General features: G+C 63.4%; 21 protein-coding genes. 16 read left to right on the top strand and 5 right to left on the bottom strand.

Features of this window, described 5'->3' with window-relative positions; all coding sequences use genetic code 11:
• Nucleotides 1-62 precede the first annotated feature (62 nt).
• Nucleotides 63-1,496, bottom strand: a complete 1,434-nt coding sequence (purB, locus tag HX613_RS09665; protein ID WP_235345124.1) for an adenylosuccinate lyase — start codon at nt 1,494-1,496, stop codon at nt 63-65.
• A gap of 235 nt (nt 1,497-1,731) precedes the next feature.
• On the opposite strand from purB, the gene HX613_RS09660 reads away from it, so the two are divergent.
• The 6 genes from HX613_RS09660 (at nt 1,732) to HX613_RS09635 (ending at nt 8,247) form a co-directional block, all read left to right on the top strand.
• Entirely contained in the window at nt 1,732-1,977 is a 246-nt protein-coding gene (locus HX613_RS09660) for a hypothetical protein (protein ID WP_235345123.1), read from the top strand.
• A gap of 200 nt (nt 1,978-2,177) precedes the next feature.
• Nucleotides 2,178-2,732, top strand: a complete 555-nt coding sequence (locus HX613_RS09655) for a hypothetical protein (RefSeq protein WP_235345122.1) — start codon at nt 2,178-2,180, stop codon at nt 2,730-2,732.
• A complete protein-coding gene (locus HX613_RS09650; protein ID WP_235345120.1) occupies nt 2,729-4,240 on the top strand; it encodes a hypothetical protein in 1,512 nt (503 codons plus the stop codon). Before HX613_RS09655 ends, HX613_RS09650 begins: the two co-directional genes overlap by 4 nt.
• Before the next feature lie 410 nt (nt 4,241-4,650).
• On the top strand, nt 4,651-5,805 hold the full coding sequence (pdhA, locus tag HX613_RS09645; RefSeq protein ID WP_198395733.1) for a pyruvate dehydrogenase (acetyl-transferring) E1 component subunit alpha: 1,155 nt from the start codon (nt 4,651-4,653) through the stop codon (nt 5,803-5,805).
• A complete protein-coding gene (locus HX613_RS09640; RefSeq protein ID WP_235345119.1) occupies nt 5,805-6,782 on the top strand; it encodes an alpha-ketoacid dehydrogenase subunit beta in 978 nt (325 codons plus the stop codon). The genes pdhA and HX613_RS09640 overlap by 1 nt, the downstream gene beginning before the upstream one ends.
• Nucleotides 6,783-6,798: 16 nt before the next feature.
• A complete protein-coding gene (locus HX613_RS09635; RefSeq protein ID WP_235345118.1) occupies nt 6,799-8,247 on the top strand; it encodes a dihydrolipoamide acetyltransferase family protein in 1,449 nt (482 codons plus the stop codon).
• A 193-nt stretch (nt 8,248-8,440) separates the two neighbouring features.
• Here HX613_RS09635 and HX613_RS09630 read toward each other — a convergent pair whose 3' ends face one another.
• Entirely contained in the window at nt 8,441-9,424 is a 984-nt protein-coding gene (locus HX613_RS09630) for a protein kinase (protein ID WP_235345117.1), read from the bottom strand.
• Between the two features lie 623 nt (nt 9,425-10,047).
• On the opposite strand from HX613_RS09630, the gene rpmB reads away from it, so the two are divergent.
• The 7 genes from rpmB (at nt 10,048) to HX613_RS09595 (ending at nt 15,870) form a co-directional block, all read left to right on the top strand.
• Entirely contained in the window at nt 10,048-10,284 is a 237-nt protein-coding gene (rpmB, locus tag HX613_RS09625) for a 50S ribosomal protein L28 (RefSeq protein WP_198395738.1), read from the top strand.
• Nucleotides 10,284-10,451, top strand: a complete 168-nt coding sequence (gene rpmG, locus HX613_RS09620) for a 50S ribosomal protein L33 (RefSeq protein WP_143923870.1) — start codon at nt 10,284-10,286, stop codon at nt 10,449-10,451. Before rpmB ends, rpmG begins: the two co-directional genes overlap by 1 nt.
• 6 nt (nt 10,452-10,457) lie before the next feature.
• A complete protein-coding gene (gene rpsN, locus HX613_RS09615; RefSeq protein WP_009882241.1) occupies nt 10,458-10,763 on the top strand; it encodes a 30S ribosomal protein S14 in 306 nt (101 codons plus the stop codon).
• A gap of 69 nt (nt 10,764-10,832) precedes the next feature.
• Nucleotides 10,833-11,120, top strand: coding sequence for an HU family DNA-binding protein (locus tag HX613_RS09610; RefSeq protein ID WP_009882243.1), 288 nt, complete (start codon nt 10,833-10,835; stop codon nt 11,118-11,120).
• Between the two features lie 156 nt (nt 11,121-11,276).
• Entirely contained in the window at nt 11,277-13,355 is a 2,079-nt protein-coding gene (locus tag HX613_RS09605) for a cytochrome c oxidase assembly protein (protein ID WP_235345116.1), read from the top strand.
• A 256-nt stretch (nt 13,356-13,611) separates the two neighbouring features.
• On the top strand, nt 13,612-14,964 hold the full coding sequence (locus HX613_RS09600; RefSeq protein WP_268826741.1) for an MFS transporter: 1,353 nt from the start codon (nt 13,612-13,614) through the stop codon (nt 14,962-14,964).
• 159 nt (nt 14,965-15,123) lie between these two features.
• Nucleotides 15,124-15,870, top strand: a complete 747-nt coding sequence (locus HX613_RS09595; RefSeq protein ID WP_235345115.1) for a 3-hydroxybutyrate dehydrogenase — start codon at nt 15,124-15,126, stop codon at nt 15,868-15,870.
• A 54-nt stretch (nt 15,871-15,924) separates the two neighbouring features.
• Here HX613_RS09595 and HX613_RS09590 read toward each other — a convergent pair whose 3' ends face one another.
• Nucleotides 15,925-16,800, bottom strand: coding sequence for a LysR family transcriptional regulator (locus HX613_RS09590; protein WP_235345114.1), 876 nt, complete (start codon nt 16,798-16,800; stop codon nt 15,925-15,927).
• A 90-nt stretch (nt 16,801-16,890) separates the two neighbouring features.
• On the opposite strand from HX613_RS09590, the gene mmsB reads away from it, so the two are divergent.
• From mmsB to HX613_RS09575, 3 genes are all read left to right on the top strand, one after another.
• Nucleotides 16,891-17,847 (top strand): 3-hydroxyisobutyrate dehydrogenase, encoded by a 957-nt coding sequence (mmsB, locus tag HX613_RS09585; RefSeq protein ID WP_328284938.1) that lies wholly within the window; start codon nt 16,891-16,893, stop codon nt 17,845-17,847.
• 309 nt (nt 17,848-18,156) lie between these two features.
• On the top strand, nt 18,157-18,927 hold the full coding sequence (locus HX613_RS09580) for a YggS family pyridoxal phosphate-dependent enzyme (RefSeq protein ID WP_235345112.1): 771 nt from the start codon (nt 18,157-18,159) through the stop codon (nt 18,925-18,927).
• A 170-nt stretch (nt 18,928-19,097) separates the two neighbouring features.
• Nucleotides 19,098-21,068: an NHL domain-containing thioredoxin family protein gene (locus HX613_RS09575; RefSeq protein WP_235345111.1), complete on the top strand. Its 1,971-nt coding sequence runs from the start codon at nt 19,098-19,100 to the stop codon at nt 21,066-21,068.
• 114 nt (nt 21,069-21,182) lie between these two features.
• Here HX613_RS09575 and HX613_RS09570 read toward each other — a convergent pair whose 3' ends face one another.
• Nucleotides 21,183-22,142, bottom strand: coding sequence for a hypothetical protein (locus HX613_RS09570; RefSeq protein WP_235345110.1), 960 nt, complete (start codon nt 22,140-22,142; stop codon nt 21,183-21,185).
• A gap of 119 nt (nt 22,143-22,261) precedes the next feature.
• Nucleotides 22,262-23,224 carry an ABC transporter gene (locus tag HX613_RS09565; protein ID WP_235345109.1) on the bottom strand — a complete coding sequence of 321 codons (963 nt, stop codon included), beginning with the start codon at nt 23,222-23,224 and terminating at the stop codon, nt 22,262-22,264.
• Between the last annotated feature and the right edge of the window lie 65 nt (nt 23,225-23,289).

The raw sequence follows: 23,289 nt of genomic DNA, 5'->3' as shown, positions 1-23,289 counted from the left end.
ACGTTAGTGAAGATCGACCATATTATCTACTGTTCGGTAACAGTAAGTTCTATGCATCGGGATCAGCCCTGTGTGCGGGCTTTCCAGTCGGCGACCTCTGATTCGGCCAGCTGCGCGGCGACGCCCACGTAGGTGGCCGGAGTCAGTGCGGTCAGCAGTTCGGTCTCTGCCTCGGGCAGTCCGAGACCCGCGACGAAGGACTGCAGATCGGCCTGATCGATGCGCTTGCCCCGGGTGAGTTCCTTGAGTTTCTCATAGGGGCTGTCCATTCCAGGTACGCCCTGCAGCCCGGCGGCGCGCATGGCCGACTGGATTGCCTCTCCGAGGACCTCCCAGTTGGAGTCGAGGTCGGCGGCCAGGGCCTCTTCGTTGATCGCGAGCCGTTCGAGGCCCTTGACCAGGTTGTTCAGCGCCAGGACCGAGTGCCCGTAGGCCACTCCGATGTTGCGCTGCGAGGTCGAGTCCGTGAGGTCTCGCTGCATCCGCGAGGTCACCAGGGTCGACGCGAGCGAGTCAAGCAGCGCGCAGGAGAGTTCGAGGTTCGCTTCGGCGTTCTCAAAGCGAATCGGGTTGACCTTGTGCGGCATCGTCGAGGATCCGGTGGAGCCGGCGACGGGGATCTGCTTGAAGTAGTTCATCGAGATGTAGGTCCACATGTCCGTCGCCAGGTTATGGGCGATGCGGTTGAACCGTGCGATATCGGCGAAGAGCTCCGCATCCCAGTCGTGGGATTCGATCTGCGTGGTCAACGGGTTGAACGTCAGTCCCAGGCTGCCTTCGACGAAGGTCTTGGCCAGCTTCGGCCAATCCGCGCCGGGCACGGCGGCCAGGTGGGCCGAGTAGGTGCCGGTCGCGCCGTTGATCTTGCCGAGGAACTCGTTCACTTCGATCCGCTCGTATTGGCGGCGCAGGCGGTGGATGAACACCGCGAGCTCCTTGCCCATCGTCGTCGGCGTCGCCGGCTGGCCGTGGGTGTGGGAGAGCATCGGGACCTCGGCCAGCGCCGAGGCGGTATCTGCCAATGAGTCGATGAGCGCCTTCGCACGGGGCAGCCACACATCGACGGTGGCGCCCTTGATGCCGAGAGCCCAAGACAGGTTGTTGATGTCCTCCGAGGTGCAGCAGAAGTGGACGAGCTCGCTGAGGTCCTCGGCGCCGAGGTCGACTAGCGCTTCTTTGATTGTGTACTCGACGGCCTTGACGTCGTGAACCGTGACGGCCTCATGGGCGGCGAGGGTGGCGATCGTCTCGGCATCGAAGTTCTGGGCGAAGGCACGCAGCCCGGTGACCTCATCCTCCGTGAGGCAACGCACGCCCTCGATCACGGAGTTCTGCGCGAGATGGATGAACCACTCGACCTCGACGGTGATCCGGTTGCGGTTCAGGGCCGCCTCGGAGAGGTGATCGACGAGGTCAGCGGTGTCTTTGCGGTAACGGCCATCGAGTGGTCCGAGAGCAATGGCGGGCGAGATGTCAGCAAGCGAAACAGTCGGCATGGCCCCATTTTCTCATGAGCCGGACAAGGACGCGGAACCGACCACCAGGCGGCCGTGCCGAGGTCCGAGATCCGCAGTGCGACTCGTGCTCCTGACCCTGTGGATTCGGTCGTGACTTCGACGCCGGAACCCTGTGGAGCGTCGACCCGTTTCCACAGGACGAACTGAGGCTCTTCCGGTGGACGATGCCGATTCGTAGGGTGAGAGCCGACACCGATTCGGAGGGAGGACGGCAGTGATCACGGACGAGCTGGCACTCAACAGGGACGGGTGGAGGCAGCGGGCAGACGAGCTGCGCAGCCTGGCGCAGACCTGTCGGCAGGTAGAAGGGTGGGACTCCCCGGCGGGACGGATGCTCGCCGATCGTCTGCTGACATGTTCGGACTCGATCAGCACCCTCGCGGAGAGGGCCGACAAGCTCGCCGAAGCCTACGACCTGCACCTGCAGGTCGTCTCAGTGGGAGGTCGGATCCAGATATGAGAGGCAGGGCGAAGGCAGCGGCACGGGTGGGTAGGCCTGCCGCGGGGCCGGGCGGGTCTGCCGTCGGGTCGGGCAGCACGTGGTTTGCTGTCGACATCGCACGGATCATGGGGCTTCCCGAGCGGTTGAGAACTCTCTGGCCCCACGAGCTGAGGCCACGCGCGGAGTCTGCCGAAACCACCTCGGCGGGGGTGAGTGATATGGGCGTGATTCCGGACGTCGGAAGGGGGATCACGGAAACGGTGATGCTGGGGGAATCCGCGGGCAGGGACTCAAAACGTGGGCCCGATGTGCTCACTGCCTGGCTGACCGGGTTCACGGCCGAGCTCAATCTCACCCGTTCCCGGATCACCATTGTCATCAGCTCCGGGGATGAGACTATCCATCTCGAGGTGTCCCTGTGTGATGACATCTGCCTGGCCATTCTGGTGCTGCATGGCGAGGGGTTCGAGGAGTTCGAAGGCTTCGAACTCCTCAGGCGCCTCGACCCTCCCGAGCTCGGTCGGGTCACCGAGGAGCTGTGCTCTCTGGTTGAGAAGGACTGTGTGCTCACTCTGACCTATCTGAGCGAGGCCAAAGTCGCCGGGATGGAGTTCCTGCACAGGGTTGACGGTTCCTGGGCCCGACCGACGCTGGAGCGCGATGGTGACACGGTCACCGTGGGGACCGACAGCAGCCTCGAAGCCAATGCTGTGCGAGTCCTGCTTGCGGCGACTCTGACTCGGCTCCAGACGACGACTGGCCGCCGGCCGTGATCGCGACCCGAACCGCTGGCGGTCCGCAGCTGAAGATCGATGACCGGGCAGATTCCAGCGGCGACGATCTGCAGCGCATCTGCGGCACCATCGGTGATCTGACCGCGGAAGGAACGCTGGCCGACTTCGACCTGGCCACGCTCCTGACGCAGGTCCCCGCTCCGCTCACGGCGCTCAATCTCGACGCCGCCCGGATCGTCTACCTCCACCAGTCGGCGCGCGTGCTCATCGAACTCGAAGCAACCGTCCTCGCCGTCAGGGCTGCAGCCCTCGCCTACAGGCAGGCTGAGAAGGGCATCAGCGACACATTCGGCGGACTTCTCGACTATTTCGGTTACGTCACCGGTCGCGTCATCGCAATCACTCTGCCCATATCCATCCCGATCGGCATCGCGGTCGGGGCACCGATCTACCTGGGGGTGAGATTACTCGACGCCACAGGTCTCGACGATGTCGTGGCCAAACATTTCGGCATCGACTTGGCGCAGACGAAGGCGGCGGCCAAGGAAGCCTTCGTGGCCCTTGTGTTCGAGAACTCCGATGTCTCCGGGGCCATCATCGAACATGTGCTGCCTGGAATCGTCGTCGGCTTCATGGGGTTGCCGCCGATGGTGCTGGCCGCCGAGGGCGACCACGCGCTGTGGCCACACGACTCGTCATCGATGACGGCGTGGATCCTGGGAGGTGCGAACATGTTCGGCCTGCTCCTGCCCTCGGACGTGGAGGTGTGGAGGGCCAAGGGAATCACTCCGGCCGATGACGAACCGCCGCGCGACATTGAGGACCTCTACGGCAGAGAGGCAGACCGCCACCGCGGCGCCGACTCCGGGCAGGTGCGGATCGAAGAGATCACCTCGCCCGACGGCACTACCCGCTATATCGTCTACGTTCCCGCAACGACCGACTGGTCGCCCGAGCCCGGGCAGAACACCACCGATCTTACGGCGAACGTGCAGGCGATGGCAGGCAACGACACCGTCATGGCGGAGATGGTCCGCCAGGCCATCGCCGATGCGAATATCGGTTCTGATGCCGAGGTCATGCTGGTGGGGTATTCGCAGGGTGGAATCACTGCCGGTTCCCTGGCAGCCGACCCGGCGTTCTTGGCCGATGTGAATGTCACCGCGCTCGTGACCGTGGGCGCACCGATTTCAGACTTCCCGGTTGACGAGGGCATCGACGTTCTCTCGATCGAGCACGAACAGGACCTGGTTCCCGACCTCGACGGCAATGAGAATCCAGCAAAAGACCATTGGTCGACGATCACAGTCGACTACGATCCCGAGCAGCTTCGCCAGGCTCCGAACCTGAAGGGCAAGACCGATGCCGAACTCGACGAACTGTTCTCCTCCGCCGGGGCAGCGCATTCTTCGGCCGCCTACACCGCCTCGATCGGGCTGATGCTCGCGGGCGGTCATGCCGGTCTCAACCGATTCACCGCGAAGAACTCGGGATTCTTCACCGGGGATCTCAAGCAGACGAGGGACTACCAGGGGAAACGCAGATGAAGATGCCGCTGGATGGGATGGGGCCAGCGGCGACGAAGGGTGGGCACGGGGCCCGGGGACCTCCTCGGCGAAACCGGAGCCCCACCTCGGCGCGGTAAGGCTCTGAAGTGCTCGGACGTGCGTTTGTCGGACGTTGGAGCAACTCTGCGACCATCGACAACTCGACATGGAAGCCTTTGGACGTGAACCACACGCCCGAAATTCGCATCCTAGGCTGAACCCGACCATAACAATTGGCGCTCGACGCACGTTGCCGATGTGGCATGCGGTCGGTGGATTCGGTATCGTGGTATCACCTGTGAATCACATCACTCGAGGGCGAGAACTCACACCAGAGGTCCCGTCCTCAGGACACCGTCCACCACTGGTCACCTCCGGTGCGCTTGGACCTTGAACAAAGGAGAACTGGAATGACCTCCAACATTTCAGTGGGAACCGGGACTGCCCACAGTCAGTCATCGGAACCTCGGATGATCCAGATGCTCACCGAAGACGGCAATCGCGTCGAATCCGGTGAATATGACGCCTTCGCGGCAGAACTCACCGATGAGGATCTGCGCGGCTTCTACCGGGATATGGTCCTGGTGCGTCGCATCGATGCTGAGGGTGCGGCCCTGCAGCGCCAAGGACAGCTCGGCCTCTGGGCGCCGATGTTCGGTCAGGAAGCAGCCCAGATCGGAATGGGACGGGCGGCTCGCCCCCAAGACTTCGTATTCCCCACTTATCGCGAACACGGCCTCGCCTACACCCGCGGTGTCGAACCCGAAACCCTCCTCGGCATGTTCCGCGGCCAGGACCACGGCGGCTGGGACCCTCAGGAACACCGTTTCCACACGTACACGATCGTCATCGGTTCGCAGACGCTGCACGCCACCGGCTACGCCATGGGCGTGTCCATGGACGGCGATGTCGGCACCGGTGACCTGGAACGCGACACCGTGGCCATCGCCTGCTTCGGGGACGGAGCCACTTCGCAGGGCGACGTCTCAGAGGCGCTGACCTTCGCTGGAGCCTTCCACGCACCCGTACTGTTCTTCTGCCAAAACAACCAGTGGGCGATCTCCGAACCCACCCACGTCCAGTCCGCGGCACCACTGTGCAAGCGCGGAGAGGGATTCGGCGTTCCCGGCCTGCGCGTCGACGGCAACGACATCATCGCGATGTACGCGGTGGCCCGAGCAAGCCTGGACTCGGTCCGCGCAGGAAACGGCCCAATGCTCATCGAAGCCTTCACCTACCGTCGCGGTGCCCACACCACAGCCGATGACCCGACGAAGTACCGTGATCGGGCAGAGGAAGAGATTTGGGAGGATCGCGACCCGCTCAAGCGGCTCAAGGCCTACCTCGACAACCACACCGAGACCGCAGACGAATTCTTCGCCGAGGTGGACGCCGAGGCCGATACTCTCGCCGCGCGCATCCGCCACAACTGCATGACCATGGAAGATCCCGATCCCGTCGAGATGTTCGCCCATGTCACCTCCGAACCTCACCCCCTCGTCGATGAGGAACGTGCGGAATTCCTCGCATATCAGGCCTCATTCGCCGATGCAGGTGAGGCCTGATGGAGAAACTTCCCCTGTCAAAGGCCATCACAGCCGGAATGCGCAAAGCCATGGAGGACGACCCGAAGGTCGTCCTCATCGGTGAGGACATCGGAAAGCTCGGCGGCGTCTTCCGCGTCACCGAAGGTCTGCAGAAGGACTTCGGTCCGCAGCGGGTCATCGATGCGCCGCTGGCCGAATCCGGAATCGTGGGAACCTCGATCGGCATGACGCTGCGCGGCTACCGCCCGGTCATCGAAATCCAGTTCGACGCATTCATCTTCCCTGCCTACGACCAGATCGTGACCCAGGTGGCCAAGCTCTACAACCGCACCCTGGGCAAAGAGAGAATGCCGATCGTCATCCGCGTGCCCTACGGCGGCGGCATCGGCTCGCCCGAGCACCACTCGGAGAGTCCCGAGACGGTCTTCGCTCACCACGCGGGACTGCGCCTGGTCTCACCGTCGAACGCCCACGACGCCTACTGGATGATGCAGGAAGCGATCAAGAGCGATGACCCGGTCATGTTCTTCGAACCCAAGCGCCGCTACTGGCTGCGCGGCGACGTCGACACCGCGAACCGAGGCAGCCTGGGAATGCACGACGCCCGTGTCGTCTCCGAGGGCACCGACGTCACTCTGGTGGCCTACGGCCCGCTGATGCCCACGGCCAAGGACGTCGTCGCAGCCGCGGCCGACGAAGGTAAGAGCGTCGAGCTCATCGACCTGCGCAGCCTGAGCCCGATCGACTTCGCAACGATTGAGAAGTCCGTGCAGAAGACCGGTCGGCTGGTCGTAGCGCACGAGGCGCCGAAGTTCCTGGGGCTCGGCTCCGAGATCGCCGCACGCCTGTCTGAGCGCTGCTTCTTCAACCTCGAGGCTCCGGTCATCCGAGTCGGTGGCTATCACACGCCGTACCCCGGCTCGCGGATGGAAGAGCACTATCTGCCTGACCTGGATCGCATCTTCGATGGTGTCGACCAGGCACTGGCCTACTGACTCAAGGAGAGTTGATATGTCTTTTGAATTTTCTCTTCCTGATGTCGGTGAGGGTCTGACAGAGGCCGACCTCGTGTCGTGGAAGGTCGCCGTCGGCGACACAGTCACCGTCAACCAGATCCTCGTCGAGATCGAAACGGCCAAATCTCTGGTCGAGCTGCCCAGTCCGCAGGCCGGACCGGTCGAGGCTCTGCTGGTCGATGAGGGCCAGACCATCGAGGTCGGAACACCGATTATCCGCTTCGGCGGCGGCGATCCTGCCGGCACCTCCGAGTCCGCAGGAGCATCGTCACCTGCAGCAGGAGATGCACAGGCCTCGACCGAAAGCGCAGGCGAAACTGAAGGCGGCGCCACCCTGGTCGGCTACGGTGCCAAAGCAGCGTCGTCGAAACGCCGTCCCCGCAAGGGTGCAGGCGTTCCGGCGCCGACAAGCTCGGCCGCCGCACCAGAAGCTCCAGCGGCTCCGGCGCCCGCTGCGCCGGCGGCTCCTGCAGTGCCAGCGGCTCCTGCTGCTCCAGTTGCAGCGGCACCAGTTGAATCCACGGCACCGGCAACCGCCTCGGCGAACAAACCACTGGCCAAGCCTCCAGTGCGCAAGCTCGCAAAGGATCTCGGCATCGACCTGGCTGCGGTCGTTCCGACCGGTTCTCGCGGTGAAGTCACCCGAGACGACGTCAAGGCCGCGGCCAGCGGCACCGGCGCGGCAACCACCGCAGCGACAGGCTCGAGCGTCGGGTCCGCAACCGCCTCGGCGGGGGCCGGCTCCAATGACGGACTCGAAGAGCGGATCCCGTTCAAGGGCGTGGCGAAGATGATGGCCAAGGCCATGGTCGAATCCGCGTTCACGATGCCCCACGTCACCGAGTTCCTCGACGTCGACGTGACCGAGACGATGGCCTTCGTGCGCAAGCTCAAGTCCACGAAGTTCCTGGGCGAGGACATCAAGGTGTCTCCCTTGCTGCTCGTGGCCAAGGCTGTGGCCTGGGCTGTTGCCCGCAACCCGCGGATCAACTCGTGCCTCGAGGGCGAAGAGATCGTCGTCAAGAAGTACGTCAACCTCGGCATCGCCGCAGCCACCCCGCGTGGTCTGATCGTGCCGAACATCAAGGATTCACACGCGATGGGCCTGACCGACCTGGCGCAGGGCATTCAGGATCTGACTGCGCTGGCTCGTTCGGGCAAGACGCCTCCGGCCGACCAGTCGGGTGGAACGATCACCATCACGAACGTCGGCGTCTTCGGCGTCGATGCGGGTACTCCGATCATCAACCCAGGCGAGGCCGCGATCCTGGCCTTCGGGCAGATCAGGAAGAAGCCATGGGTCGTCGGCGACGAGATCGTTCCGCGTGACATAACGACGCTGTCGGTGAGCGCTGACCATCGTGTCGTCGATGGCGAGATCATTTCGAAGTTCCTCGCCGATGTCGGTCGCGGACTCGAGGATCCGACGCTGCTGCTGGCCTGAGGCTGGCTCAGACTTCCCCAGCAGAAGTCACTGTCGAGTCGCCCTGACTTCGAGACAACGACGGAGCTCCGGGACACCTATGTGCGCACAGGTGCCCCGGAGTTCCGTCGTTGTCTCGGCGCTGCGCCCGAACTCCGGCGCTGCGCCCGAACCCCGGCGCGTTGTTGATGTCGCGGGGAGGGCGAACCCGAACCTACTTGTCGAGGTAGGCGCTGTTGTCGGTGGGGCTTCCGTGGGTGACCAGACGTTTGGCCAGGCAGTGGTTGCGGTCCAAACCCCAGGAGCGGCACTGATCGAGTGCGGGTTCGGGATCGCTGTAGGGGGTGTCGATGACGGTTACCCAGTAGTTGTCGTCCTTGTAGGAATCCCAGTCGCCGCTGTGGACGAGGATCGCACCCGGGTACTTGACGCGGTTGGCCTCGAACTCGTCGACGATGTCCTGTGCACTCCACGTCTTACCGTCGGCCTCCAAGCCGACGTCTTTCGCACTGATCTGCGTGACCCACTTCCCCTCGAGGTCATCGGCCTTCTCAGTGCCCTCCTGCGTGTAGGTCGACAGTGCTTCCTGCGGACTCGCTGTCGGCTGCACCAGAGTCTCGGAAGGAGAGGGAGGGGCGGATCCGGTCTCATCGCCGCCGAAGTCGACGGGCACCGTTCCCGTCGACGGTGCCAGCCAGCGCACTCCGAAGAAGGCCAGGAGCGCGAGGATCATGACGATAGCGATGATGACGACGGTGATCTTGGCTCCGTTGCCCTTCTTCGGGGCCGGAGCCGGCTGGAGCGGAATCTGCCCGGAGGCCGGACCATCGGAGCCATGTTCGGAGTGTGTCGAATGTGCGGGCTGGTCGCTCTTGTGGCCGGGGCCCTCTGTCTGCCCGCGGGTACCGGTTTGCCCCCGTTGTCCTGTCAGTGATGCTCCGGGGGAGTTCTGAGATTGTTCCCGGAACGGGGAAGCCCCTGCGGGGGCGAAGACATTGCGCGTGCGACTTTTCGATACGGGTACATCGCCAGTGTGCTTCTCGAGGTATTCGTAATAGGTCGAGTTGTCGAAGTCGGCAGCACTCTGGGTGGACTCGTGGCCCGGCGACGGGGTCACACCGGCGCGATCCGGTTGGCCCTTCTGCCAGTCATCACTGGTCGCTGGACGGATTCGCGGCCTCGGTGGAACGTCGCTCATCGGTCCTCCTGAGTGCCAGATGTGGTGGCAATCATCTTCTTACCTTGGCACGTCATCGGCACGTGTTCAACACGAGCCAGAGCAGGATGCGTTGTCTGCTGGATGGTGCGCGGATGGCGCGCGCGAAGATGCGTGCGAGATGAGCGTCAGGTGGGAAGCGGCGTTGGGCCCGCGAATCCGGGCGCAGTGCGTTCTGAGGCCCTCAGTGGCAACACGTCCAACGAGGTTCTGCGACGCTGTTTCAGTGAATTTGCTCTGAAGGCCTGTTTCTCTCTAAGATTGTTATCTGTTGTGTCGTAGCAGTTCGATCACTGATTGATCTGCTAAGGCCAACATGGTGCTCACCCACCGCTGCACTCCAGCTTCGGCCAATCTCTCACAGGCTACGGCTTCAGCGCTGGTGAGACATCTCGCCCGAACGGGCAAACCTGTTTTGGCGTACACAATTTTCATTGCGAACGCCTCGTGCCGGGCAACAGCCTGGTCAGCGGTCGGACATCAGTCCGGCCGAGCAGCATTCGTGAAAATTTGTTGATGTCTTCCGACATCGGCGCAAGCGAGCGTGGATCCCACGCAGCCCTGCTTGTTTCGAGAGTCGGTAACTTGTGAACTGGAGGAGAGTCATGGCAGCAAACTGCCAAGTAACCGGGGCCGTCCCTGGTTTCGGACACAATGTGTCCCACTCGAAACGAACCACCAAGCGTCGTTTCAACCCGAATATTCAGAAAAAGCGCTACTACGTTCCGTCTCTGCGTCGCAGCATCACCCTTAACCTGTCCGCCAAGGGCATCAAGGTGATCGACGTGCGCGGAATTGACGCCGTCGTCGGCGAACTCATTGCCAAGGGAGTGAAGCTCTGATGGCTAAAGCACAGGACATTCGTCCCATTATCAAGCTCAAGTCGACCGCTGGCTCCGGGTTCACCTATGTGACCCGCAAGAACCGCCGCAACAACCCGGATCGCATGGTACTCAAGAAGTACGATCCAGTTGTTCGCAAGCACGTCGATTTCCGAGAGGAGCGCTGAGCGCATATGGCTAAGAAGTCAAAGATCGCACGCGACAAGCAGCGTCGCGTCATTGTTGAGCGCTACGCGGAGCGTCGTGCGACGCTCAAGCGCCAGCTGACACACCCAGACAGCACCGACGAGCAGCGTGAAGAAGCACGCCTCGGACTGCAGAAGCTTCCTCGCGATGCCTCACCAGTGCGTGTGCGCAACCGCGACCAGGTGGATGGCCGTCCACGCGGCTACCTCCGCAAGTTCGGTCTCTCCCGTGTTCGCTTCCGCGAAATGGCACATAACGGCGAGTTGCCCGGCATCACGAAGTCAAGCTGGTAATCTCGAGGAAGTTCGTTATCGGAAAAACGGACCGGTAACCGACCGACTTGTCCTAAGGAGGACACTTTTATGGCTAAGAACCGCAGTGAGCTCGTAGCAGAAGTTGCAGAGAATTCCGGACTGACCCAGAAGCAGGTCTCGGACGTTCTTGACGGTGTCTTCGATGTCTTCTCAGACGTCGTCGGCAAGGGCGAAAAGCTCACCATCCCCGGATGGCTGTCTGTCGAGCGCACCGAACGTGCCGCTCGCAAGGGACGCAACCCGCAGACCGGTGAAGAGATCCAGATCAAGGCCGGCTACTCCGTGAAGCTGTCCGCTGGTTCGAAGCTGAAAGCTGCCGCTGGCAGCCCTAACTGAGCCTCGCGCATCAGCGTGAAATGACCCGGACCTTTTGGTCCGGGTCATTTCTTGTCTCCTCGCCGAGATCTCGACCACGTCCGGGTCTCGCAGTTGGCTCGGCCTCAGACTCCGGCGATATCCTTGAACTATGAATGAAGCGGCGGTCTGCCACCAGTGAGCACTCAAGTCTTCGAATCGGTCACCCGATTCACGTCTCGCGCGGCCGTTCCCCTCGTCGTCATCGGCGGACTCGGTGTTGGTATGGCCGCGATGCTCTTCACCGGAGCGGCGGAGGCAACACTCCTCAACGACCCCGGCCCCTACGTGCGATTCGGTCTGCCGGCCGCGAAATTCGTCTTCAACATTTCGATGGCACTGACTTTGGGCGCGCTGATGTTCGCCCTCCTCATCCTGCCCCGCACCCAGGGGCGCAGCCGGAACAGGAAGACGAGTCCCGCAGCCGCGAAGTCGGGCACCGCCGATGAGCTCCCGTTCAATGCGCTCTGGGAGAAGGCCCTGAAGATCGCCGAGGTGGCATCGGTGGTCTGGACGATCTCTGCAGTGGCCGTCCTCGTCCTCACCTTTGCCGACACTGTCGGCGCACAGGCCTATCTGGACTTCTCCAATCAGCTTGGCGTGTTCCTGACCCAGATCGCCTTCGGTCAGCTCTGGACACTCATCGTCGTCCTCATCGCCGTCGCCTCGACCCTGTGCTTCGGCACACGCAACTACCTCGGCATCGCGGGGGCAGGCGTGCTCGGCGTCGGCGTGATGATCCCGCTGGCACTGATGGGACACTCCGCTGAGGCCTCCGGACACACCCAAGCCGTCAACAGCATCGGTCTGCACCTGCTGGGCGTCACCATCTGGCTGGGCGGCCTCTTCGTCATCGCCCTCCTGGGCTCGGACCTTGCCCGCTCCAACCAGCTGCGCACCACGATCGAACGCTATTCCTCGTTCGCACTCATCGCCTTCGCCCTCGTTGCCTTCTCCGGTGTGGTGAACTCGCTGTTGCGCGTCCACAGCCTTGCTGACGTCATGACTCCCTACGGGCAGGTGATCGTGGCGAAGGCCTTCGCGACGATTCTGCTCGGTCTCATCGGGTTCTGGCACCGTCAGTTCGTCATTCGCCGTCTGGGCACCGCAGCCTCGGCGACCATGGAATTCTGGCGGCTCATCATCGTCGAGTTCGTCATCTTCGGCGCCACGATGGGTCTTGCGGTCGCTCTGTCGCGGTCCCAACCCCCGGTTTCACAGGAGCCGGTGGGTGACCCGTCCCCGGCTGAGATCCTCACCGGCGAGCCGCTTCCTCCGCCGCCGAGCTTTGCCCGATACTTCACGGAATGGTCCCTTGACCCGCTGTGGGTCGTCGTGGCCGTCGGTCTGGCCACGGCCTACATCGTCGGCTTCGTCAATCTCCGGCGCCGAGGTGATTCCTGGCCGGTCCATCGTCTGATCTGCTGGCTACTCGGCATGATCTTCCTCGTCTACGTCACCTCCGGCGGCGCCAGGGTCTACGGTGAGATCCAGTTCTCCGGACACATGATCCAGCACATGCTCCTGATCATGGTGGTGCCCCTGCCGATGGTTCTCGGCGCACCCATCACGATGCTCATGCGTGGAACGAAAGCTCGCACGGACGGTTCGCGCGGGATCCGCGAGTGGGTGCTCTGGCTCGTCCACACCCCGTATATGCGCTTCTTCGCGAACCCGATCTTCGCCAGCGTGAATTTCGCCGGTTCCCTCGTCATCTTCTACTATTCGGGCGTGATGAAGTACGCGCTCGAATGGCACCTCGGCCACGAGCTGATGATCATCCACTTCCTCGGCGCGGGCTATCTGTTCGCGCAGGCCCTCATCGGCATCGATCCCGGCGTGGAGCGCCCGGGATATCCGCTGCGCCTGCTCATGCTGCTCATCACGATGGCCTTCCACGCGTTCTTCGGGATCTCGATCATGAGTTCCGAAGTCCTCATTGAGGGCGACTGGTTCGGCAACATCGGCGCCGACTGGGGCTATTCGGCGATCGAAGACCAACAGACGGGCGGAGGGATCGCCTGGGGCATCGGCGAATTCCCTACCTTGTTCATTGCAATCATGGTGGCCTTCCAATGGTCGAAGTCCTCGGATCGAGAGGCTAAGCGCATCGACCGCAGCGAAGCGCGCACCGACGACGCGGAACTTCGCGCCTACAACGACATGCTCGCCAACATGGCCCAGCGCGACGCGAACAGTGGTCAGAGAAGCAGATGACTGCACACCTCGTGTGCGGGAATGTGCACAGATAATTCCCGGATTCGAGCCCTTTCTGCACCCATTCGCCTGCTGGATGGCGCAGACTGTTGCATGAATCATATTTATCCACAGCGTCACGTAACCCGCGCCGATGGCGTGGACCTGAAGCCGCATTGCAGGGGCTTGCAGGCTCACCTCCGTACGGGCCGAGACGCCACAGCGAGTCGATCCGCGCATTCAACGGTGATGCGGATCGTGGAAAACAAGGAGAGTCATGAGTTCTTCGAACAACGCCGAGAGGAAGACGATTCGCGCACAGCTGCGCAGGGTCGTCGCCGCTTCGATGGCAGGAACCGTCGTCGAGTGGTACGAGTTCTTTCTCTATGGAACAGCCGCCACATTGGTCTTCCACATCCTGTTCCCGCCCACGGACGATCCGCTGAACGCGATTCTGGCAGGCTTCGCCACCTATGCCGTGGGCTTCATTGCGCGGCCCTTCGGCGGCATCATCTTCGGCCACTTCGGTGACAAGTACGGACGTAAGAAGCTGCTCCAGGTCTCGATCATCCTCGTCGGTGCGGCCACCTTCCTCATGGGCTGCCTGCCGACCTTCGACACCATCGGCTATCTCGCGCCGGTTCTGCTGGTGCTGCTGCGCCTCATTCAGGGCTTCGCCGTCGGCGGAGAATGGGGCGGTGCGGTCCTGCTGGTCGCCGAGCACTCGCCGAACAAGGAACGTGGTTTCTGGGCGTCCTTCCCACAGTCTGGTGTGCCGCTGGGCAATCTGTTGGCGACCGGCGTGCTGCTCACCCTCACGGCGACACTGACCGAAGAGCACTTCATCACCTGGGGATGGCGTGTGGCCTTCTGGCTCTCGGCCGTCATTGTGCTCATCGGCTACTACATCCGCACGCGGGTCTCGGATGCACCGATTTTCGACGAGGTCCAGGCCGAGGAGATCGAGGAAGGCGTGGACTACGGCATCAAGGCCGTGTTCAAGCGCTACCCGCGTGAGGTCTTCGCCGCGATGGGGCTGCGCTTCGTCGAGAACATCCACTACTATCTCGTGGTGACCTTCTCGATCACTTACCTCTCGATCGCCGTCGGCGTGCAGCAGGCAGAGATCCTCGGGGCGCTGCTCGCCGCGCACGCCATCCACGCAGTCATCGTGCCGATGGTCGGAGCGGCGACGGACAGGGTCGGCCGTAAGCTTCCCTATGGCATCGGCATCGCACTGACTGCCACCTGGGGATTCTTCGCCTTCCCGATGTACGACACCGGCAACGGCTTCGTCATCTTCCTCGCGCTGCTCATCGGACTCGTCTTCCACGCACTCATGTACGCCGGCCAGCCGGCGATCATGTCGGAGATGTTCCCGACCCGAATGCGCAACTCGGGCGTGTCGACCGGCTACCAGGTCACGGCCATCGTCGCCGGATCCTTCGCGCCGATCATCGCCACCGCGCTGCTGAAGTGGACGGACTCCTCGGTTCCGATCGCGATCTACCTGCTGGTGGCCGCCGCCATTTCGATGGTCGCCCTCTATTTCACCAAGGAGACGAAGGGAATCGATCTGCGCTCCCTGGACCAGGCGGACAAGGACCGTCGCCACGCGGTGAAGCGCTGATACTCACACCTCAGCACTCGTACGCACAACAGTGAGTTCGGTAATCGGGCGGTGTCGATGATCGTCGGCACCGCCCGATTGCATGACAGCGGACAACACAACAGCGGACAGCACAACAGCTGTCAATATTGGCGAAGCACAACGATCGAAGGGACTGCAATGGTCGATCTCAACAAGAAGCGCGCCCTGGTCACTGGGGGAGCCTCCGGCCTCGGCAAGGCGATGAGCGAAGCCTTCGCCGCAGCCGGAGCACACGTCATCGTCGCCGACGTCAACGCGGAATCTGCGGAAGCCGTAGCCAGCGACATCGGAGGAGAGGCGTGGACGGTCAACCTCGCGGACACCTCGGCTCTGGATGGAGTCGACCTTGACGTCGACATCCTCGTCAACAACGCCGGCATCCAGCGGATCCACCCGATCACGGAATTCCCGCTCGAGGAATGGCGACTCATCAACACGCTGATGCTCGAAGCGCCGTTCGTGCTGACTAAGGCAGCGCTGCCCGCGATGCACGCCAAAGGCTGGGGCAGGGTCATCAACCTCTCCTCGATCCACGGGCTGCGGGCCTCGGCGAACAAATCAGCCTATGTGGCGGCCAAGCACGGGCTCATGGGATTGACGAAGACGACCGCATTGGAAGCGGGTCCACACGGTGTGACCTGCAACGCGATCAATCCCGGGTATGTGATGACACCGATGGTCAAGGGTCAGATCGCCGATCAGGCGAAGACGAACGGCATCACCGAGGACGAGGTCCTCGAACAGGTCTTCCTCGGACATTCTGCCGTGCCGAAGCTTGCAGATCCCGGCGACATCGCCGCTCTGGCACTGTTCCTGGCCAGCGATGCTGCCGCCGTCATCAACGGCAGCGCACACAGTGTCGACGGCGGCTGGTCCGCCGCCTGAGGGCAGACGTACAGCGCCGGTCGCCGCCTGATGGATAGATGGTCCGGATCGGACTCAGAGGACCTCGAGGACGCTGCGGACTCCTGCGTTGCGCAGGGACTCGTGGCGGACCGAGGCCCAGTAGGAGACCGGCTTCGAGAATTCCTCGGGCAGCACCTGTACGAGGCGGCTGTTGCCCACGGCGAGGAAGTCGGGCAGGATGCCGATCCCGACTCCGTTCGATGTGGCGAGCACGTGCGCATGCACCGAGGTGGAGCGGAAGAACCCCTTGCCGCGCGGCAGCGCATTGCCAGCCTCGTCGAGGTCATCGACCTGCAGCGAGTTCTCGATGTAGTAGATGAGCCGGTGCTCGGCAAGATCATCAAGCGTCGTCGGCATCGTGTGAGACCCCAGGTACTCACGGGAGGCGTAGAGCTGGAGCCGATAGTCGCGGATATGCTTTGCGACGCTGCGTGGTGCGTCCGGCCTGCCGACGACGACCTCGATATCGACACCCGAGCGGTACTGCCGGGCCCGCTGCGTGGCAGTGATGAGTTCGAACTGCAGACCGGGATGGCTGCGCTGCAGCTGGGTCAGGGCCGGGACCGCGAATTCAAGAGCGAAGGCCTGCGGGCAGGCCAAACGGATCGTCCCCGACAGAGTGGAGCTGGCGTGGGCGTCGATGCGTCCCAGGGCGGACTCGATGTCCTCGGCCACGGGAAGCAGGTGACGTCCGGCAGCGCTGAGCTCCCAGCCGTCGGGTGAGGCCACGAGCATACGCTCGCCGTAGGCCTTCTCCAGGGCCGCGATGCGTCGGGAGACCGTCGTGTGGTTGAGGCCCAGGCTGTGCGCAGCGGCCGTGAACTTGCCCAGTCGAGCCACGGCAAGCAGCGTCAGCAGATCTTCGGGAGAGATCTGCGAACCGGATCCGCCTGGTGCATATGAAGCCATAATGGTTCCATCCTATCTGCGTGCACGCACATATCTGGTGCGGAATATGTGATTCTGCGCGACAGGTGTTGGCCGAGTGACTGGCGTAATGTGAATGGGAACACTGCACCACCTGAAGAACATGATGCGAGGAGGCATTTTATGTCGACAATTGGATGGGTCGGCCTGGGAAACATGGGTCGTCCGATGACAGCGAACCTGGTCAAAGCCGGTCACACCGTGAATGGCTTCGATCTCGTCGAGATCGCCGTCGAAGAGGCAGCCAAGCACGGGGTGAATCCTGTGAAGTCCATCGCCGAGGCGGTCGCCGGAGCCGATATCGTGTTCACGATGCTGCCCAAGGGGGAGCACGCCCGGGCCGTGTACCTCGAGGCCGACGGCGTGTTGGCCCACGCAGACACCAAGACACTCCTCGTGGACTCTTCAACGATCGACTTCGATTCCGCCCGCGCACTGCATGCAGAAGCGGCTAAGGCCGGTTTCCGCTTCGTCGACGGTCCCGTGTCCGGCGGCGTCACCGGTGCCGAGGCAGGCACGCTGACGTTCATGCTCGGCGGCACCGAGGAGGACGTGGCCGAAGCGAAGACGTTCATCGAGCCGATGGCCGGCAACATGTTCCACGCCGGTGGCGAAGCAGCCGGTCAGGCCGCCAAGATCGTCAACAACATGATGCTCTCGATCAGCCTGCAGGGCGTCGTCGAAGGGGCCGTGCTCGCTGATCGCTTCGGTCTCGACCCCAAGGTCTTCTATGACATCGCGACGGTCTCCTCCGGAGATTCCTGGCCTCTGCGCACTTGGTATCCGGTGCCGGGCGTGACAGAGACCGCGGCTTCGAACAACTCCTTCAAGCCCGGATTCGCCGCGGCTCTCATGCACAAAGACGTCGGCCTCGCGCTCGCAGGCGCGGAGACTCAGGGCCTCGACCTGCCTGCAGCGCAGCTCGTCCACGCTCAGTTGCAGAAGCTCGTCGACGCGGGCCTCGAAGGGCTCGACACCTCGGCGCTGATCAAGAACATCGATGCCAAGGCCGAGGGCCTGCCCGAATAAGGACGAGCGGGAGAATCTGACGAAACACGGCTGCGATGAGCGCCGCTGCAACTAGCTGCAGTGATGAGCGCGGCAGCTGGCAGCCCCGTCTCGCCGGACAGACACCAACGGTTGGTAAGTTCTCTTCGACCCACGAACCCTTGAACCCAAGGAACGAATCTCGAGGAGAACTTGCCAACCGTTTGCCGTGCACCAGGGCGCCGTGCCCACGACATGCAAGTTCCGCGCCGAACTCCGCGCCGAACTCCGGCTTCCGCGCCGCTTCGCCGGCGACCTGCAACTTCAGCGGGTACGTGGAAGACTGGAAGCATGAGTTCCCCAGACACTCCTGAACCACAGAATACGTCCGAACCTCAGAACACTCCTGAAGCGCTTTCGCCGACTGCCATCGCCTCCATCAGAGGCAACCTCGATGAGGTGGCCACACGTGCGGCAACCGCCGCCGAGGCGAGCGGTCGGACGAGTGCTGATGTGAAGGTCCTGCTCGCGACCAAGACTCAACCGGCCGCGAAGATCCGAGTGGCCCTCGAACATGGATTCACCCTCATCGGGGAGAACAAGGTCCAGGAACTGGTCGGCAAGGCTGATGACCTCGCTGATCTCGATCACGAGGCCCATCTCATCGGCCCTCTGCAGAAGAATAAGGTCAATCACACCCTGCGCCATGCGCACTGCATCCAGTCCGTCGACAATCTGGAAGTGGCGACGAAGATCAACAACCGTCTTGAGGTCCTCGACCAGACTGTGGATTTCTTCGTCCAGGTCAACACCTCCCGGGAAGACTCTAAGTCCGGGATCGCGCCCGAGGAGACGGAGGCGCTCATCGCGGCACTGCAAGCTCACACACGGATGAGGCTGCGCGGTCTGATGACGATCGGTCTGCCCGGACGCACACCGGAAGAGATCCGTCCCAGCTATGCCGACCTGCGAGAACTCAGCGAGAAGCTCATCGCCTCGGGAGCCATGTCGCCCGACGCCAATGAGCTGTCCATGGGCATGAGCAACGACTTCGAGCTCGCAATCGCCGAGGGTGCGACCATGGTCCGCGTCGGTTCCAGTGTGTTCGGCGCCCGCGACTGATCCTGAGGCAAGCCGCGACCACACCTGAGGCAAGCCGCGACCACACCTGAGACAATCCGCGACCACACCTGAGACGTCCGCAGGTGACCATCACGTTCGAGGACTGGGGCATTGGTCACATGATGACACCGGGCCTCCCGCCGCGGCGGTGAATCTGTGAAGATGGAGCTATGAACACCAGTCCGCAGGAATCCCAAGCGTCCGCGGCGCCTGCCGCCGCGCAGTCCCACCAGGTCAAGGTGCGCGCACCCGAGCTCATCGGCCGCAGGTGGATGAACTCCGGCGGCAAGGAGCTGAGCCTGGCCGATCTGCGCGGCAAGGTGATCCTGCTCGATTTCTGGACCTTCTGCTGCATCAACTGCCTCCACGTGCTCGACGAGCTGCGTCCGCTCGAGGAGAAGTACGCACAAGAGCTCGTCATCATCGGCGTCCACTCGCCGAAGTTCGAGTTCGAACGCACCGTCGAAGCCGTTGATCAGGCAGTCGAACGCTACCAGGTCGAACACCTCGTCCTCGACGATCCCGACCTCGTCACCTGGCAGGCATACACCGCCCGTGCCTGGCCCACGCTGGCCGTCATCGACCCAGAGGGCTACCTGGTCGCGACCCTGTCGGGCGAAGGTCACGGTGCCGGCCTCGGTGAGATCATCGAAGGACTCATCGAGGAGCACTCGGCGAAGGGCACACTGCACTCCGGCGACGGACCTTACGTGCCGCCGCCAGCACCGGAGACCGAGCTGTTCTACCCCGGCAAGGTCACCGCACTGACATCGGGCAATCTCCTCGTCGCCGATTCGGGACACCACAGCCTCGTCGAATACGACTCTTCGGGCCAGGACATCATCCGGCGCATCGGCACCGGCGAACGCGGCGCGGGCGATGGCGATTTCGCCCAGGCGTCCTTCAGCGAACCCGGCGGCATCACCGTCCTTCCCGGGGACGTGGCAGCGAAGGCCGGCTACCATCTCGTCGTCGCCGACACCGTCAACCACACCCTGCGCGGCATCAACCTCGAGACCGAAACCGTGACGACGATCGCCGGCACCGGAGCACAGCACATGGTCGGCGCGATCGACAACGTGGTCGGCACCCACGGCGAACTCGGCCGCTACGACGGCCCCGCCCTCGACGTGAAGCTGTCCTCACCGTGGGATGTCCTCTACGTCCCCTCCACCGCCGAGGTTGTGGTGGCGATGGCGGGCAATCACACCATCTGGTCGTTCAACCCCGAAGCCGGGTCGATCCGCCTGCTCTCGGGCACCATGAACGAGGGCCTGGCCGATGGTGATGCGGACAGCGCATGGTTCGCGCAGACATCGGGCCTCGACCTCACCTCCGATGGCGACGTGCTCATCGCCGACTCGGAGACCTCGGCGATCCGGCGGCTCGACCCCAACTCCGGAGCCGTGTCCACGCTCATCGGTGAAGGGCTCTTCGACTTCGGCTTCCGTGACGGTCCCGCCGCAGAGGCCAGACTGCAGCACCCTCTGGGAGTGCGGAGCCTGCCGGACGGATCGATCGCAATCGCCGACACCTACAACGGGGCGATCCGCCGCTATGACTTCACCACGAACGAGGTCTCGACCCTGGCCCGCGGCCTGCGCGAACCATCCGACATCTTCGTCCTCGAAGCTGCCGGCTCCGCTGAGTCCGCCGAAGCCGATGGTTCTGCGCCGGCCGAGCTCCTCATCGTCGAATCCGCCTCGCACGCCCTGACCAGAGTGAAGCTGCCCAAGGACGCTCAGAGAGTCGACGAGGGTGCGCTGACCAGCAAGCGTCCCTCGACCGAGATCTCCTCAGGCCCAGTGGCAGTGTCCGTGAGCTTCACTGTTCCAGCAGGTCAGAAACTTGATGACCGGTGGGGAGACCCCACGTATCTGCAGGTCTCGTCGACACCGCCTGAACTGATCGTCTCCGGTGACGGCGGTGCAGAAGGACTGAAGCGCGACATCGTCATCAACCCCGAACTCGAGTCAGGGGTCCTGCACGTGACCGCACGAGCCGCCGCGTGCGACGGCGAACCAGGCGGAGAGATCCCCCTGCACGCCGCGTGCCATCTCTACCAGCAGGACTGGGGCATCCCCGTCGACCTCGTCGCTACCGCTCCGACCGAACTCACCCTCGACCTCCGCGGGGCCTGAGGCCCGTCGCAGTCTGCTCGTCATTGTGGACTTGCGTTCGAAAATCGCGAACTTCTCGCACGCAAGTCCACAATGACGCGGGGCTCAGTCGCGACGGCGATCGCGGCGCTTCTGCTATTTCACGGTCACGTCGCCGAGGCGGCGCGGATCGAAGCGGACCTGCGAGGACTTGACGACGACGGAGCCTCCCAAGTCGAAGGAGAGCGTCTCATCGAAGTCGTGCTCGGCCGCCGTGACGATGTCGCGATAGCGTCCCTGGATGCGCACCTCGACAGTCGACGGGGTGAGCTCGAGATCGTTGCCCGAGGCGGCCAGGCTGACCTCTGGTTCGCGAGCCAGCGACCACTTCACATCGCCGAGGATCTCGTTGTCCGTCTCGTAGCCGAACACGCAGTCCGAGGGGTAGAGGGTCTTCGACTTCACACATTTCGCCAGATGCTCGGTGACCTGCTCACCGACCGACTGCTCCAGCTTCGCCGTGGGCTCGGGCGAGAGCGCGATCTGGGCGGTGTCGGTCGGGGCGATCACCTCGGCGCGTTCGGGCTTCGACTTGAGGTAGGTCGCATCGAAGCCGACGAGATAGGTCGCGGGGAACAGCACGGGAATCGTTCCGGCGGCGACTCCGTAGCCGTTGACCGTGGCCGTTGACGACCCTTCGACCTGCAGGTCGAGGGTCGGCCACTCCTCCTGTTCGATTGCCCACCGGTCGAACAGCCCGGCAGTCGCCGGCAGCTTCACCATCGACAGATCCACGGTCTGCGTCTGCGAGGACAGAACATAGCTCAGCGAGACCTTCGCATGGGCGCCGTCCATCGATACCGTCGTCGCCTCGGCATCGCGCGGCAGGTCAGGGGCGGCAGAGAGCACATCATGATTGAGCGCCAGAGTCGACGACGGGGTGGGGGAGGCGAGATAGGAGAACGCACGCTCCGCGTCGGCGTCCTCGATCGCGGAGATATAGGCTTCAGCGGCGCGGGCAGGAGTGTAGACGGTGAGGTTGAGGAGGGGAACTGCTGCCACGGTGAGGACTATGACCAGGAGCGCCGAAATCAGAAGCCTGCGCGAAGTTCGCATTGCTTCTCCTGAATCGGTGGGGGATGAAGGAATTTCAGTGTAATGCCAATTGCCCGCTACTCGGCTCTATGAACGGCGAGGACGCGCGGGAAGGGGAGTCGGACGCGTGCCGGTGGGGTCTATTCCACCGAGTACGCGTGCAGTGCCTGAGTGTCGACCTCGACGAAGACATGAGTGCCGACCTTGACGTTGGCACGCAGGGCAGCGATCGAGTCGCCGAGGCTGGGGTGGAGCACGCCGAATCCGCTCTCGCTGCCGGACACGCCAGCCAGGTCGGCCAGGTCCACGTCGAGAGCGAGTCCCATCTCGGTGTCCACCGGCGACAGCTTCGCCTGCAGGCAGGAACCGTGATCGCGCAGTCCGATGACGACGGCTTCGAACACCGTCGCCGAGGTGAAGGCCGGGTCGTGTTCGTCCAACGACAGGAGAGCACTGCGCCACCCGAGAGTGACGAAGACCTTCCCGTCGAGTTCGGTCCGAGCCTTCACCGCAGAGTGGCCGATCGACAGCCAGCCCTTGCGTGCCAACCCGGAATAGACGTTGACCCTGCTGAGTTCGGCCGGCAGGGAGCCTCTGGGCTCCGTGACGACCTGTTCCAAAGTGCCGAGCGAGACGAGCTCGCCTTTTTCGATATCGGCCACGCCCGCCTCGGCGACGGTGAAGTCGGTCAGCGTATTCGAGGTGAAGACGATCCCGCGGCCGTGCGCTGCGGCGAGATCGGCCAGACGACCGCGCAGGCCAGCGCGCACATGTCCGGGGACGGATGCGAAGGGGTCGATGAAGGTCAACCACGGCAAGCCGCTCGCCCAGGCCACGGCCAGGCCGAGTCTCGCACGCTCGCCGGCATCAAGTTCGCCGAACCGGCGCCTCAGGACGTCAGGGTTGACCCCGAACTCCGTGCACGCCAGAGCCAATGCCGCCTCCCCAGATCCGGCATCGGCTTCGCGAAGATATGCTCTGACCCACCTGCGCACACGTGTGAGACCCGACCGGAGCCCGGTCGGGAACTGCGGCGGAGGAGCGACGTCGGAGCGCGCAGCAACGGACAGCACCACCTCAGTGGTGCTGTCCGTGCTGCCCATGAGACCGAGCATTGTCCCTGCTCGGAGACGACCGAGATCGATCTGGTGTCTGCCGAGGTGCAGCC

Origin of the sequence: Brevibacterium sp. UCMA 11754, assembly GCF_021532275.1 — a bacterium.
Classification (GTDB): Bacteria; Actinomycetota; Actinomycetes; order Actinomycetales; family Brevibacteriaceae; genus Brevibacterium.
This window is presented reverse-complemented; position numbering and strand designations above follow the sequence as displayed.

Coding starts and splice junctions, on each gene's coding strand:
- rpsN (WP_009882241.1), top strand. CDS start 10,458: ATGGCTAAGAAGTCAAAGATCGCACGCGACAAGCAGCGTCGCGTCATT.
- HX613_RS09600 (WP_268826741.1), top strand. CDS start 13,612: ATGAGTTCTTCGAACAACGCCGAGAGGAAGACGATTCGCGCACAGCTG.
- HX613_RS09580 (WP_235345112.1), top strand. CDS start 18,157: ATGAGTTCCCCAGACACTCCTGAACCACAGAATACGTCCGAACCTCAG.
- HX613_RS09570 (WP_235345110.1), bottom strand. CDS start 22,142: ATGCGAACTTCGCGCAGGCTTCTGATTTCGGCGCTCCTGGTCATAGTC.
- pdhA (WP_198395733.1), top strand. CDS start 4,651: ATGACCTCCAACATTTCAGTGGGAACCGGGACTGCCCACAGTCAGTCA.
- HX613_RS09655 (WP_235345122.1), top strand. CDS start 2,178: ATGGGCGTGATTCCGGACGTCGGAAGGGGGATCACGGAAACGGTGATG.
- HX613_RS09630 (WP_235345117.1), bottom strand. CDS start 9,424: ATGAGCGACGTTCCACCGAGGCCGCGAATCCGTCCAGCGACCAGTGAT.
- rpmG (WP_143923870.1), top strand. CDS start 10,284: ATGGCTAAAGCACAGGACATTCGTCCCATTATCAAGCTCAAGTCGACC.
- HX613_RS09565 (WP_235345109.1), bottom strand. CDS start 23,224: ATGGGCAGCACGGACAGCACCACTGAGGTGGTGCTGTCCGTTGCTGCG.
- HX613_RS09610 (WP_009882243.1), top strand. CDS start 10,833: ATGGCTAAGAACCGCAGTGAGCTCGTAGCAGAAGTTGCAGAGAATTCC.
- rpmB (WP_198395738.1), top strand. CDS start 10,048: ATGGCAGCAAACTGCCAAGTAACCGGGGCCGTCCCTGGTTTCGGACAC.
- purB (WP_235345124.1), bottom strand. CDS start 1,496: ATGCCGACTGTTTCGCTTGCTGACATCTCGCCCGCCATTGCTCTCGGA.
- HX613_RS09640 (WP_235345119.1), top strand. CDS start 5,805: ATGGAGAAACTTCCCCTGTCAAAGGCCATCACAGCCGGAATGCGCAAA.
- HX613_RS09590 (WP_235345114.1), bottom strand. CDS start 16,800: ATGGCTTCATATGCACCAGGCGGATCCGGTTCGCAGATCTCTCCCGAA.
- HX613_RS09635 (WP_235345118.1), top strand. CDS start 6,799: ATGTCTTTTGAATTTTCTCTTCCTGATGTCGGTGAGGGTCTGACAGAG.
- HX613_RS09575 (WP_235345111.1), top strand. CDS start 19,098: ATGAACACCAGTCCGCAGGAATCCCAAGCGTCCGCGGCGCCTGCCGCC.
- HX613_RS09595 (WP_235345115.1), top strand. CDS start 15,124: ATGGTCGATCTCAACAAGAAGCGCGCCCTGGTCACTGGGGGAGCCTCC.